Annotated in this window: 14 protein-coding genes and 2 pseudogenes; 4 read left to right on the forward strand and 12 right to left on the reverse strand. The window is 43.6% G+C overall.

Features of this window, described 5'->3' with window-relative positions; genetic code table 11:
- Positions 1–90: 90 nt before the first annotated feature.
- A pseudogene (locus B7360_RS21240) lies at positions 91–495 on the forward strand (TetR/AcrR family transcriptional regulator C-terminal domain-containing protein); the annotation flags it as partial.
- Positions 496–546: 51 nt separating this feature from the next.
- Here the strand turns inward: B7360_RS21240 and B7360_RS21245 are convergent.
- Both B7360_RS21245 and B7360_RS21250 read right to left on the reverse strand, forming a co-directional pair.
- Positions 547–2079: an MFS transporter gene (locus tag B7360_RS21245; RefSeq protein ID WP_085344552.1), complete on the reverse strand. Its 1533-nt coding sequence runs from the start codon at positions 2077–2079 to the stop codon at positions 547–549.
- 5 nt (positions 2080–2084) lie between these two features.
- Positions 2085–3098, reverse strand: coding sequence for an HlyD family secretion protein (locus B7360_RS21250; protein WP_085344553.1), 1014 nt, complete (start codon positions 3096–3098; stop codon positions 2085–2087).
- Positions 3099–3545: 447 nt separating this feature from the next.
- Between B7360_RS21250 and B7360_RS21255 the strand changes: the two genes are divergently transcribed.
- From B7360_RS21255 to B7360_RS21265, 3 genes are all read left to right on the forward strand, one after another.
- Positions 3546–3998, forward strand: a complete 453-nt coding sequence (locus tag B7360_RS21255) for a MarR family winged helix-turn-helix transcriptional regulator (RefSeq protein WP_053807481.1) — start codon at positions 3546–3548, stop codon at positions 3996–3998.
- Positions 3999–4061: 63 nt separating this feature from the next.
- Positions 4062–4805: an SDR family NAD(P)-dependent oxidoreductase gene (locus B7360_RS21260; RefSeq protein WP_085344554.1), complete on the forward strand. Its 744-nt coding sequence runs from the start codon at positions 4062–4064 to the stop codon at positions 4803–4805.
- 596 nt (positions 4806–5401) lie between these two features.
- A complete protein-coding gene (locus B7360_RS21265) occupies positions 5402–5605 on the forward strand; it encodes a hypothetical protein (protein ID WP_005395134.1) in 204 nt (67 codons plus the stop codon).
- 75 nt (positions 5606–5680) lie between these two features.
- Here B7360_RS21265 and B7360_RS21270 read toward each other — a convergent pair.
- The 10 genes and pseudogenes from B7360_RS21270 to sctI form a co-directional block, all read right to left on the reverse strand.
- Positions 5681–7159: pseudogene (locus B7360_RS21270) on the reverse strand (CesT family type III secretion system chaperone).
- Positions 7160–7168: 9 nt separating this feature from the next.
- Entirely contained in the window at positions 7169–7627 is a 459-nt protein-coding gene (locus B7360_RS21275) for a CesT family type III secretion system chaperone (RefSeq protein WP_005395137.1), read from the reverse strand.
- Between the two features lie 230 nt (positions 7628–7857).
- Positions 7858–8832: a type III secretion system effector VopR gene (vopR, locus tag B7360_RS21280; RefSeq protein WP_085344555.1), complete on the reverse strand. Its 975-nt coding sequence runs from the start codon at positions 8830–8832 to the stop codon at positions 7858–7860.
- A gap of 10 nt (positions 8833–8842) precedes the next feature.
- Entirely contained in the window at positions 8843–9289 is a 447-nt protein-coding gene (locus B7360_RS21285) for a type III secretion system chaperone (protein WP_031780449.1), read from the reverse strand.
- Between the two features lie 264 nt (positions 9290–9553).
- The gene (locus B7360_RS21290) at positions 9554–10717 is read right to left on the reverse strand and encodes a VopS family T3SS effector adenosine monophosphate-protein transferase (protein ID WP_085344556.1); all 1164 of its coding nucleotides are present in this window, start codon (positions 10715–10717) and stop codon (positions 9554–9556) included.
- A gap of 3 nt (positions 10718–10720) precedes the next feature.
- A complete protein-coding gene (locus B7360_RS21295) occupies positions 10721–11206 on the reverse strand; it encodes a CesT family type III secretion system chaperone (RefSeq protein ID WP_254048144.1) in 486 nt (161 codons plus the stop codon).
- A gap of 132 nt (positions 11207–11338) precedes the next feature.
- Positions 11339–11977, reverse strand: a complete 639-nt coding sequence (locus tag B7360_RS21300) for an HrpE/YscL family type III secretion apparatus protein (protein ID WP_005395149.1) — start codon at positions 11975–11977, stop codon at positions 11339–11341.
- On the reverse strand, positions 11956–12621 hold the full coding sequence (gene vscK, locus B7360_RS21305; protein WP_005395150.1) for a SctK family type III secretion system sorting platform protein VscK: 666 nt from the start codon (positions 12619–12621) through the stop codon (positions 11956–11958). The genes B7360_RS21300 and vscK overlap by 22 nt, the downstream gene beginning before the upstream one ends.
- Positions 12614–13360 carry a type III secretion system inner membrane ring lipoprotein SctJ gene (gene sctJ / locus B7360_RS21310; RefSeq protein ID WP_086015689.1) on the reverse strand — a complete coding sequence of 249 codons (747 nt, stop codon included), beginning with the start codon at positions 13358–13360 and terminating at the stop codon, positions 12614–12616. Before sctJ ends, vscK begins: the two co-directional genes overlap by 8 nt.
- Positions 13360–13704: a type III secretion system inner rod subunit SctI gene (sctI, locus tag B7360_RS21315; RefSeq protein WP_085344557.1), complete on the reverse strand. Its 345-nt coding sequence runs from the start codon at positions 13702–13704 to the stop codon at positions 13360–13362. The genes sctJ and sctI overlap by 1 nt, the downstream gene beginning before the upstream one ends.
- Positions 13705–13708 lie beyond the last annotated feature (4 nt).

Genomic DNA, 13708 nt, shown 5'->3' on the forward strand with positions numbered 1-13708 from the left:
GGCGTCAGAGATTAGGTATTGTGTCGAATTCATTTACAGTATTTTCAATAGGTGTTGATTTACTCAGACAACACCTATTGAGATAGGTTCTTAGAGTCCGTCTTCCAGCTTGCCGACAAGCAATCGGAGCCTTTACAAGAAACATTGAATGACTTCGCCAAGAAGTACCTAAAAGGTGTATGCTCCAATCCTATGCTATCAATTTATCGGATCGTTTCGGCTGACTTCAACAAACATGATTCCGTACCAAATCAATTCTGGCAGACAGGGCCGCATCGCATTCATCAATACCTCATCGACTTTTTAAAGAGTGAAACTGTCAGCTCACAACTCGATGTTGAAAATGCCGACCTCGCTTGTGAGCAACTACTTGCATTAATTAAACTTGATTACCAGAACATGGCACTAATTGGCTTCGATTTTCCGACAGATGAAGAGTTAGATGCACATACGAAAAAAGCGGTCACCGCCTTCCTAAATCTATACCAAAGATAAACTCACTGAATATAAAAGGGAGCATCATCGCTCCCTTCTTGTTTCTATGGCTTAGTGAATCTCTCGCTTCGCCGCCAGCTTTTTACCGATTATTAAGATTGGCGCGAGAGCAAAGACCGAGATAATAAACATCAATAATGAATTACTCAGTGCGAGAGTGGTCGCCTGCTCTTTGACAACAGAACTAATTTGGCTCATTCCTAATGCCGAATTTGGCAAGTGTCCATGAGTCAGAATCGTACTGCTCAACGCATTTTTATAAGCACCAAAAGCATGATTCACATCATCTAGCGTTCGGCCAATCTCTCCAGCAGCTTGTGCACTATGGCTTTGCATTACCCGTGAGAACACGGCACCAGCGATCACACCGCCAATGGTACGAAAGAGGTAGAAATTGGCGATGCCTTCTAAACGCTGCCCGACCTGGAAGTACATCAATACTGCAATGGTCACAGACACATTCAATAAGCCGACACCAAACCCTCGCAACATCATCGGAACGGACAAAGATTCCGTACCAGCAAAGCTAGGTAACTGACTAAACTTATGTACCGAAAGTATAATCATCACCACACCAAACGGGACGACTGCATCCGCTAATGGCCGGCGGAAGTAATACACCAGCACACTGACTAGCATACCACCTAGCATGGCATAAAATGCCGGCAATTGGGCATATCCAGCATTAAGGTTGTTGTACTGCAACGCCATTTTCAAAAAGCTAGTAAACAACACATTGCTCGCCATAACAGCAAAACCTGCCAAAAAAGCGTTGTACATAAAAACATTAGTTTTCAACTTACTATGCAGCTGTATTGATGCTGTATTTAAAGGACTGGTTTTCACAAAGTAATACACCACTAATAAAGTCAGAGCCGCGGCTATCGAAGAGGCTTTAACAAACCATTCCGAGTCAAACCAGTTGTAATAACTGCCTCTCATCAATAGAAATACAACGAGGCTTATTGTCAGGGCAAAAACTAAATAAAGCCAACAGCCAGATTTGGGTTCGGCCTCGATTTGAATCGACTTAGGATTGTAGATGCATGCAATTACCAAGGCAGAGAAGTACAGCCAAGCCGACACAACACACAACAGTGACCAATCAAAGATTTCGACAATATTGGCCACTACCCAAGGGTAAGCGCCGATCGGTAGCAAGGTTGAGAATACTAGCGTTAAAGCAATAATGGCTGGTAGCCAACGCTGTTCAAAGAAGTGGAGCAAGTAAAGGTTTAATACCACCATTAACATGCTCATAAAAAAGCCACTCGAGAGCCAAGTCAGAGTGAACACCAGTTCTTGCTGTCCGCCCCAGTAAAGTACAAGATTGCTCGCTAGACCTACCAATAAAATGGCATGTAAGAGAATTAACGTACCCAATCTACGCACCAATATTGGTGTGAATATAAAACCTAATACCTGGGTAATCATAAAGCCGACTTTAACCAGAGCAACTTCATCGACAGATAAGCCTGACGTTGCCGCCATCTCATACGATAACTCGGTAAACATCACGGAGTTAATACCAAAAGCAGCAATCGCAAAAAGCGTCAAAATCAGCAGCGGTGAACGTTTTTCCATTGCAGTTAACCTTGTGCCGCGGTCTCGATCGATACTTCTGCAGACAACCCCGGATAGACTCGTTGACTCAACTCTTGAGGGATCTCTAGCTCAATACGTACTGGTACACGTTGTACTACTTTTACGAAATTGCCTGTCGCATTTTGAGGTGGCAATAAACTAAACTGTGCACCAGTCGCCGGGGTGATCGAAGAAACACGGCCATGCAATGGATGGTTTGGAAACATATCCAATACCACTTCAACCTCTTGCCCAGGCACAACGTTCTCAAGTTGTGTTTCTTTAAAGTTTGCCTCTATCCAAACATAATCTGGCACCATCACGATGAGCCCCATTCCTGGTTGTACAAACTTGCCGACTTGCACTTGTCTATCTGCCACATAGCCATCGAATGGCGCACGCACCGTGGTTCTTTCCAGTGAAATATTAGCCAGTCGTAAGTTTGCTTCTGCTTTTTTACGCTGTGCTGTCAGTTGCAACTTCTCAGTCATCAATGTGTCGAGCTGTTTTTGCTCAGCAGCTAAGCCCAATTTAGCGGTTTCAAGATTACTGCTTGCTTCAATAGATCGCGTTTTTTGTGCTTCAAACTGATTTTTGCTTACAGATTGCTTTTGTACCAAACGAGAAAGACTTTGAAACTCCGCCGCTTGGTGTTCGGCATTTGCACTCGCGCGGCGAATACCTTGCTTCGCCTGCTCAATTTTCATTAACTGCATATGCGTTTTGATTTGATTTGCAGTAAGCTCAGATTTCGCAACATCTAGTGCTGCTCGAGCAATTTCTTGGTTGGCAATAAAGTCTTCATCATCAATGACAAACAAAGGAGTTCCTTCTCTTACCCACTGGTTATCTTTGACAAAGATTTCGCTTACTTGCCCCCCAACCTCAGGTGAAATGGCCGTAACGTCTGAATGAACATATGCGTTATCCGTCATTACAGTATTCGGCTGGTATAAGGCACAGCCAGCAGCAAATAACGAACCAACAACAAGCGACAAGGCGATAACTTTCTTCTTCATGTTTGAAACCCATTTTATGATTTTCACAAACTGCACTGTACCGTACAGTTTTAGCAAAGGTACATTTGATCATTGCCAATCAAAAAGATCAATCTCATTGATTTATCATGAACTTCTTGAGAAGAGTGTTTCGAATGAAAAGAATTAAAATCTAACTATTTGTAATATAAATAAAAAAACACATTTAAACTGAATAAATAAAGAGAGGATTGCAACTTCCCTACCTTTATTGAAGCTTGCTCCCCAACTCGGCGCATCAGTCGCAAACATTTAACTGGCCGAAGTTTTCGAAGCTACCTCACCAATTTTCATTAGCACCTCAATCTGACACATCAACCCAACGATAAGCACAAGCTAGTAGCATTTTCTTCAAACGAATTTGACATCGCCCAATATAGTTGTGTGTACAACCATATTGTTCGTTCATGTTATTTGGTGAAATTTTCCATGTCCCAATACAACCATCATCAGTCTCTCGGTCACCTTACGGGGCTTGCTAGTCGTCTGTTTAACCGATTACTCACTACCCGTTTCAAAGATGCTGGTATTGATATGACAGCAGAACAATGGGGTGTCGTGTTGCTGTTACGAAACAACGGTGCCCTTTCTCAAAGTCAGATTTGTGAACTGTTGTACTTAGAAAAATCGAGCGTCAGTCGCTCAATTGATGGACTTGAAAAGCGCGGTTGGACAGAGAGGAAACCTTCGCCAACGGATAGTCGAAGTAAGTTAGTCGTGCTAACAGAAAAATCTTTAGACACCGTTGATACATGTGCAAATATCGCTTCGCTAGTACTGCAAGAAGCCCAACAGAACCTTGCTGAGGCCGACCTAGACAACAGCAAACAGCAACTTTCTAGCGTGGTAGCGAACTTACGCAAGCTTAACGGACAAATTTAACTTATCAGCGTACGTTGCGACAGAAGCTGGTTTAACAGTCAGGCTCAACCTTGGAGAAATACGATGACAAAACGCAATGCTTTAATTACAGGTGGCGCTCGCGGAATTGGTGCAGCAACAGCAAAAGCACTCGCTGCAGATGGTTACCGAGTTTTTATCAACTACGTAAATAGTGCTGCGGTCGCGGAAGCGTTAGCTCAAGAAATTCAAAACGCCGGTGGTGAGGCGTACACTTTAAAAGCTGACGTTCGAGATGACGCACAAATACAAGGGATGTTCGAAAGCATCGCAAATGAACATGGTGGCGTTGATGTTCTTGTCTCAAACGCAAACATGAGCTTTACCGCTAAACCTTTCACTGAGCAGTCGTGGGAAGAGTTTGCACAAAAGCTAAATGACGAAATGCACGCTGCATATCAAACGGCAAAATTGGCGGTAGAAAACATGAAAGCCAGCCAGTTTGGTCGCTTAATTTTTATCTCTAGCACCTTATCAGAAGCCCCTGCACCAAGCTTTATTGCTCATGGTAGTGCAAAAGGTGCACTTGATAGCTTTAGTAAATACCTCGCCCAAGAACTTGGTCCCTTCGGGATTACGTCTAATGTCGTTGCTCCGGGTCTTGTAGAAACAGACGCAACAAAAGGTGCTCCTGAAGAGTTTAAAGAAACCATTCGAATGTTCACACCAACGCAGAAAATTGCCACACCTGAAGACGTAGCAAACACCGTGAGCTACTTGGCAAGTGAAAAAAGCGGACATATCACGGGCACATACAATCCAGTATGTGGCGGCACCTACCTACCATAGCGCCAAGTGTGCTAGGCACAAATACAAAGGCATGTACGCATGCCTTTGTATCTTTAGGTATTGCTTTGCAACGCGCAAGCTTCCTTCATGGGCAGTTTTGTCTGAAGAAAAATAGAAAGTCCTATCTATTTCTTATAATCGGTGTATAGTGAGCTCAGCTCCTAACCGTGAGCTATTGATGAAATATTTAGTTCGAGTCTCTTCTTAGTTTTCTTTCGAGTCATTTCGTTACTCAACTCCTGTAGCAACTTATTCTTTATCTTCCATTAAATAGCCTCAGTTTTGATTTAAATACGAACGAGAGTTAGTTCTCTTAGCATGGTTATCACAACGCGCTGTCTTTACATCGATAGGTTTATAAGGAATTTAACCTTATAAAAACAATCAGTAAGCGTCAAAATAAGACATAACGCGCATAGCCACGTCGTGTATATATCACCACTATTTAGGAATAGTCATTAGCGGTGAAATATATTAATCAGCGCGATGACAATGGAATATTTAGACTTAATTTAAACCATTTTGACTTCGTTATTCCTATAAAAGTAGAGGTTAATTAGATTGACCTTTAATAAACACGATCTAGAGGAATAAAAATGAGAAAAAAACGAGATAGCTTTCAAAAAAAGAATAAAAAAAGCAATTATGAAGATAAATTTGAGTTGATGGTAAAAGAATACCACAGCGCAAAAGAAGTATTAGACGCAATGCCAGAAGGTTCGGCTGACTACGACAAGCAGAAAAAGCACTGTGAATCTCTATTTGCTAATGCCGAGCGCTTTTTTAAGCGAAATCAGTAGGCCAGTTTAACGCCTAGATAAACATCCAGCAAAACACCATATACGGTAAGGGAGCATCTGCTCCCTTACTTTCAATTAAACCCAACCTTCCGCTAAGTACATCAGTCGCAATTGACTTGGTGAGCCCAGTTTATCTAATGCATCCAACTGAGCGTCACTCAGGTTTGGGCATTTATCAAGGTATACTCGTCCATTTTCGGCATCAAGTGGCAGTTTGTAAGTCAGCTTTTCATTGATTTGACTCGCCTAACCTTTATCGATCGCTCGAACTGCAGGCATGAGCCAATCCCAATCTTCGTCCAACAGCTTTTTAAACGCACTATGAGCAGTTGCCTCAGTTTTACTTGGCGCATCTTCTGGACTTAGCTTCAAGATAGAATCAACGTCAGGGACTAAGTGTTCACCTGGCTCTGATCCCAACATCTTTTTCAACGTTAAGCGAGCAGCTTCCATCTCTTGTGCTTCTTTAGGCGCTTGAGGTGATGTCATCGCCGTGTTCTCTTTAGGTCCAAGGTACGCCATCAATGCGCGTACAGAAGCTGGATCTTGCATGCTGAAGGTAAAGTCTCCTTTGGCATTAGAAACTTCAAGCCTTGGTAAAACACCAGACATCTCACCTTGCATGAGTTGCTCTTTGACTTCCGTATTTAACCCGTATGCTCCAGCTTGGTTCGCAACAAAACCACCACCACTGATGATGCCAGTCGTGGCAGCCGAACCAATGGCTTCTTTTGCTATCGGCGTAACACCCGCTGTCGCTACAGAGCTCACACCAAAAGTACCCAAGCTCCCTGTCGCCATGCCCAATGTTGCCCCAACTGCACCTTCAGCTGATAACATTGCATGACCTTGAGCCAATGTTTGTTGCATCGGCATAGAGAGACGTTGGTCTCGCCCTGGAAGCTGCGAAATTTGCTCCAGCTGATGGTGGTAAGCTTCAGCATCGCCATTGACTGCCGCTTTGTGCAGCTCACGTCCTGTTGAAATTAATAGCCCTACGCCAGGCAAAGCTAGGTTGATGACAGCATTAACGCCAGAACCTTTCAGTTTTTCTTTGCCCATCTGTAACAGTTCGGCACCAAAACCATCCATTTTCCCCGGGTACTGAGCCTCTAAACTCACCTGCATACGCGGATCTTTGCTGATCGCGTCAAACGTATTTTTAAGCTGCTGGTACGTATCGCTGCTCACCTTGACTTCATCCAACAAGCTGACAACTTCTAAGATTTTGCGCTCAGTAAGCGGCTCACCGCGATAACCAGAAGGACTCACTAGGGAGTAAGCCAACAGCGCAACCTCAGGTTTTTCTTGCTTAAGTAGCGCCTGCTTTAAATCAAGGTGAGTTTTGATGTTTTCTTGGAAAAACTTAGTGTATTTGCTTCTCAACACGCCTTCGTGGATAGAAGCAAACTTGTGACCTTTGTGGAACGTTGAAGGTTCTTTTACCTCACCTCTTTTACTGATCACTCGGTCATCTTTTTGCGCAGCGACTGCACGAAACTGTTCTAGATTAGGTACTGGGCTTTGGCTGATTTTTTGCGTTGTATTGACCATTTTTCTCTCCTACACACGAAGTGATTGAACATGTGCTTGTTCATGATTAGGGGTGGTTGGAATCGCTTGATCCAACATTGCAAAACGCGCTTGCCACAATTCAGTCTGTTCAATAACCTCATGAAACCAAGCAGTAAGATTCGTCGTGTTTAGGTGCTCAACGGGTTTACGTCCCGCTAAGACAAGCTGTCGACCATTTGGGGCTAAAGCAAGTGCAAGACTGCCACTACCGATGCCCTGATAATTAGCATGAGCAAGCAGCTCTAAACCTTTTAGTCTTTGTTCGCCCGACTTTTCTAATCCTCCGAACGTCACGGACAACATTAAGTCATCCGTATCTGTCGCGATGAAATACAGCATGTAGCGGTCGTCGACCAGTAGCTGACAACGTTCATTGTCTTCAAAATTCAGTTCGGGTAACTCATTGAGTTGGCAAAACTCCAAGAGCAGTTGTTGAATCGTGTTCATAACTTTTTCCTTTTGTTTCAATAACTCTATTGAACAACGATTGCAGATTGAACGATGTCGGTAATGGCTTTATTTTTGTCACTTTCTCGTCTTCATTGTGAGGTTTTCCGCAGAAATCTCGCTCTAAAAATGAGTTGCCAGAGTAATAAAAAAGAGCAGCTCAAGGCTGCTCTTTCAATAAAGGTTAGAAGATTAGTATTATGTGTTTGCTCACTTCTTTTGCAGAGCGACTAACCCAGTTTATGGCTATCAAAAATGACTTCTGTTGGCGGGAACATATTCGAAACAGGTGGTCGTTGCGCATCTCCAAACATTGGTGCACCGAATGCGGATGTGGCCCAAGGATCAACAATTTTCACATCCTTACTCCATGTTGAGGGATCTTTAATATCACTCCCCTCTTGTCGACCAACCAGTACATAAAGGTGTGTACCTGAATGACCCTTTTTAAACGCAACCACTTCTACTTTAGGCTCACCTTCAGGTGTGCCTGACATGCCTTGAATCATCTCAGCCGCGGCAGCAAAGGCAAATGTAGTACAGCAGCCGGCTTTCCCGTTTTGTACTGCCTTAGCAATGTTCTGTAGGGTGCTTAATTGCGGTGCGGTTCCTCTTTGTGCTGCAGCTTGAACTCCGTTTGCAGACATAGTCGCTCGTTGATCTTGCATGATTCGCGCTTGATTCGCGTGAAGCGCTTCTAATCTAGGCTTTCCTTTGGTTTCATAAAACTGCGAACCTTTTACACCAAATGTATTTAAGTCTGTACAGGCAAAATCACCAAGCTTTTGAAGGTTAGTTTTATGTTCGTTGATCAGCGCTACACTCGATGAGGTTTTATTCGCTTTAGAAGAAGAGGCCGTTTGTGCGGCTGGCCAATGTGAGCTAGGACCAGACGACAATCTCTCAAGATTTTTCAGACTACCGAGCGTTAACTTGTTTTCACCGTTCAACACATTTTGCAGCATCAGCTTCGCAACGTCTTTAGGAATGCCATGCTTCGTGAGCAGATTCACCACAATGTCTTTCGCTTTATTCTGGTGGCTAATACGCGCGCTGATACTTTTATTTTTTGGTGCACCCTCTTTAACAAAAATATCTTTGCCGTTGTGTGCTCGAACCTCTTTATCGTCAGATTGATTTTGTGTCGCCAAATGGGATGTTAACTGACTCAACGAGTGCATGTGCGATGTATTAATATTGACCATGTGTAATGCCTTAAACCTGAATAAATGCGTGTACGTCTGTTTGGCTAAAATCTACAACCGTATTGTTCTGAAATAGCTGAGCCCAAGTATCCACTAGCTCATTCAGTTGAATCATCAAGTTAGCAATATTGGTGAGTTCACTCTCGGCCGCGATGGCAACCTGAAGAACCACATCTTTAGTGGTTGGATTAACGCAAAACTGCACACCGCCGGTTTCTCGATATAAGAAGTTGTATTCAAGTAAAACTTGAAGTTTGTCTAACGTAATATCCTCTTGTTCTATGTGCAGGTTTTTAGAAATCAACAACTCGCCTTTTTCCTCCACGAGCAGAACATCGACACTGTTATTTTCAGCAAAATGCAGTGACCACATTTGATCGTCATACGCTGTCACGCGCTCAAGGTTCAGCACTTCTCCCAGTTCAGAGAGAAGCATATTAATCTTTCCTGTATCCATGTTGTGTCCTGTCTAATTTAATATACCTAAGTAGCCTCGAAATATCTGATGCAGCGAGACGACTTGGGTATAACGGCTTATTTAAATAAGCTCATAAGGATAAGAGCGATTTTATGGCGTGATAGACACAAGAGCTTTATTTAAACGTCTCAATTTTATTGCTATTAGCCGTTTTAGCGAGGTAGAAAAATGAAGAATAAGTTGGATAAAGAAATAAGAAAAGAGCGGCAATCGCCGCTCTAAAATTGGAATAGAAGAGAAAAATCACTTGATGCCGTGAAGGCTGTTCTCTGCGCTCATAGCCAAAGGATTGAATGAGTCGTTACGAAGTTCTGCTATCGCGTATAGCATGCGTCCCATGCGACCGTTTCCATCGGTGAACCCGTGATACCCAATGACTCCTGCAAACAAGTGTTTACCCAGATCTTTATCCGCCACTGGTTTTTCTTTCAAAAACCCTTCAATGTGCTGCTTTAGCATCCCCTCACCGCCAATACTTGAAGGCAAAGTACCACCCGAAATATTTGGCCCTCGGTAGTCACGTTCAACATCAGGTACCAATCGAGCGTGTAGCTCTTTTAAGTTGTCCATATTCAATAAGTCTTTACCATTAGACGCGTACTCTTTAAGTAAAGACGTAATGTTTTCTGCATCGTTTCCTTTAGAGTTAGAAGCATTAATGATCCACGCCGCAGCTCGTTCGACATTATCGGTGACGCCACTTTTGTTAAACGCGTCCTCTGCCAGTCCTTCAGCGTATACACCTTGGCTTAGATCGGTGCTTGCTAGACCTTCGATATGGCGTTGCGCCGATTTAAGATGCATCACCTCCATATCAAACACCGCTTGCATTTGAGTGATGCTACCTGCTGGATTTTTTTGCGCTGCAGACACACCACCGCCATAGTCTTTTACTACACGTCCAGCAAGCGACTTCGCTGCACTTTCGCCAATCAGTGATGTGAGGTTTTTACCAGAATCGGTTTCTAGCATTGATTCTGTCATTGCTCGCTCCGCTAACTGGTTTAGCTCAGCAGAGTGCGATTGGACCGTTTTGCTATCCAATTTTGCGAATGCATTTAATACATCTGATGCGGTTTTTATGTTTCCATCTTTGAAGAACATTTGTCCATGCTCAACAGAAGATGCAGCTCGTAAACGCTGAGCTTGGCCTTGCTCATTATCAAATACGGCTTTTGTAAGGGCTTTCGCAACCGATTGTGAGCTGCCTTCGCGAAACAATTTTCCTGTCGCTTCAAAAAATCGCGCTACCGCACCATTAGTAGGATTGGTGCGAGTAAATTCTTGGGTCGCTGCGTTGATTTGGTATTCTTTGCCACCAATACTCAGCTTGCCTTCGTTTAGTATCTCGTTGCGAGCTGGCGGCATGGCAGCCTGCAATGCGCTAACACTTCCAAAACTGATCATGTTTTAAACCCTTAATGTGGAAAAATGAGTAGTACTCGTTACCGGTACTTCGGTTGTTTTATTGGTTACTTTTTGCGTGTTCGCACTTTTTAACCATTCGATGAAATTCGCCAATGATTCATCAAGAAAAGAAGCAGTTAACAGTTGCTGGTGCAGGTGTATGAAACCGATGTATCCCGTTTCTGCCTCCCAGAATACCGCTGGAGAGCCTTGCGTTAAGGCATCTTTCATATGTTGATGCAAAACATCATCACTCGGCTTATCGCCTGAAATCAGCCCAATAAGTGTCAGGCGATCTTCTTGTGCGCGAATTGTGATTGCTGTGTTTTGGTCAATGAGTAGATGACAACAATCATCCTCATCAAAAACCAGCGACTCCAGTTGGCAGCGGCTGGCAAAATCTGTCAGTAAAGAAGTTATAAATCCATTAGCCATTCGACTAAATAATCCTATTTTTGTTGTTTTAGAGGCGCTGCTTGGTTGCAACACTTATCACCTAAGCAGCTTTCTTAGGTGTATTCTTAAGGATTTATGGCAGTGAATATTTTAGAAATGGTCGGATTTTTTTTGTTTAAAGGCATTAAAATGAAAAAACTCAGCAAGTACTGAGTTTTTTAAGATTTATTCATGAATCGTAATTTTACGCTCGCTGAGTTGCTTCACCATCGCTTGCTTTAATGCATGCAGCTGTCCATCAATACTGGCGTCGATGATCCCGACTTCAGTTTCCAGAATGCAGCCTCCATTTTTCAAGCGAGCGTCTGCTACCACGTCAACGTAACCGACTTCAGGGTAATCACTCAATACACCAGCCACCTTTTCCCTCACATCAACAACCTGCTCTGGATGGACATGTAAAATGACCTGCTTTTGGTTGCTCACCAATTGCAACGCTTCTCGCACGACGCTCACCGTGGTATCGACATCATCAAAGGTATCGATGATCTTACGTACCGCTTCTAACACCACGCCTGTCATTTTTTCTTCGACTTGCTGATAGTAATCATTACAACGCGCTAGGGTTTCAATCATCGTTTGCGCATTTTCAATCTTGGCTTGTGCGAGACCATCTTGATAACCACGTTGTTTTTCAGTTTCGTAGGCTTGTTGGGCATTAGCAATTATGCTTTCAGCTTTGGAGTTCGCGGCTTCAACTAAGTGTTGCGAATCAAGATAACTGGCATAATCTTTCGCTTTCAGCACCTTTAAGCCAGGTGCCAGCTGCAAGTTGTCTGTTTTTATTTCAACAAATGAAACCATTGGGGAATAACCTGTTTTGCGATTTTTTTTGTGAGTCGATACGCCAGATCTCGCTGATCTTTTGCCAACCAGCTAGCCATTTCCGTACTCTCGCTGAGCTGCTGTTCTAGTTTGAATTGCCAACGCAGGACAATGTCTTCTGGCGAGTTAACTAAAACAAACCTTATCCAGGAGTACCCAAGCGCTTGCATTTTTGCTTCAACAGACCGCTCATCCAATGGTTCTGGCAACGGATGTTGCCAACCTTGCGGCCAACTGGATAACAACATCGGCCCGTTTTGAATCAAGAACCGAGCGCCTTCCAATCCAAAGACGTTGTTCAGAACCTGTTTCGGATGTTTTAAAACAACGCCTCGCATTGCCACACAATGTAAAGCTCCGCCCACCATCAATACGAGTTGATTCAACGCATCCGCTGGGAGCAACGCCAAGCTATGGCAAGGTTTGTTAAAAGCCGTCTCTGGAACTGGAGATAACGCCCACTCATTTATGCACCATTGGTTAAACATGGGGTTATCTCTCCAACCTTCAATATTTAATAACCAAGGCTGTTTCTGTTCTATCCAACTTTTATGGATGTATTGGCAAGGCGCGTAGTTAAATTGATGTTGTACCTGCGCGAGTGGTGTTTCTGGTTTAACCACGCTTTGTGTTCCTGCGGCACCAAGTAAAAGTAGCGATATTTGAACCGATAAGCGCAGCTACCAAGAACACCAGGATGGCGACAAAATTATTCGCCGTCTCTTTGGTGACCTGAACCGACAAAATGCTTTTAAATTGATTGTTTTGAGTAGCAACTCGTACCTCTGATGAGGGTACCATCACTACGCTGATTCGATCGTAATTCAACCCCTCAATACTGTTGTTCACCAATAATTTGATCTGCGGAACATACGAGTCAAGCGCAATATCCGCCGCATGTTTAATAAACACAGAGGCAGATGCAGGCGTTGGACGCTCTCCTGGACGTAGATCTTGATCTTCCAAAACAACATGAACACGTGCCACCAGCACGCCATCAATCTGAGATAAGGTTGAAGAAAGTTCTTGAGATTTCGCGTACACCAAACGTGCTCGTTCTGCTAATGGCGACGAGATCAAATCATCTTTGGGAAACACCTCTTTCAATGTAGAAAACTGCTCTCTTGGATACCCTTTTCGCTTCAGCGCGTCTACCGCGAAGGCGATTTGAGAACTGTCTACCATTAACTTGACGGTGTTGTCTTTGTCAGGTTCTTTTGTTGCAACGACACCTTCGGATAATAAGATCGACAACATCTCATTCCCCTCTTTCTGAGTTACGTTGGTGTACAGCTCGGTCTGACACCCCACCAGAAACAACGTGAGCATGATGAAAACCGCTCTCATTTTATTCATCATCACTATTGTGCCTTCAATAAGGTTTCTACATTTTGTGTGGTTTTACCCACGGTTTTCGCGATCAGCTCTTCTTGAAAAGTAATGCGCGTCAGTGCCCACTGCATTTGCAGTAATTGCGCCGGATCATCACCCACCATCTTCATGTTGTCTTGCAGGTTACTTTTCGCGTTATCGATAGTATTTTTTAACTCGCTGATGTTTTCGAGCAAACCGCCCTCCAAGCCATTATTCGCCTCGGGAACCGACATAGCTTGTTCGAAACGTTCACTTAAACCGTCCTCGATTTGTGCATCCTGCAACTTATCAATGTTGGTTTGCATCACCTCGGTGTACTGCGTGTTTATCATATGT

Source organism: Vibrio sp. ArtGut-C1 (assembly GCF_002105475.1).
Classification (GTDB): domain Bacteria; phylum Pseudomonadota; class Gammaproteobacteria; order Enterobacterales; family Vibrionaceae; genus Vibrio; species Vibrio diabolicus.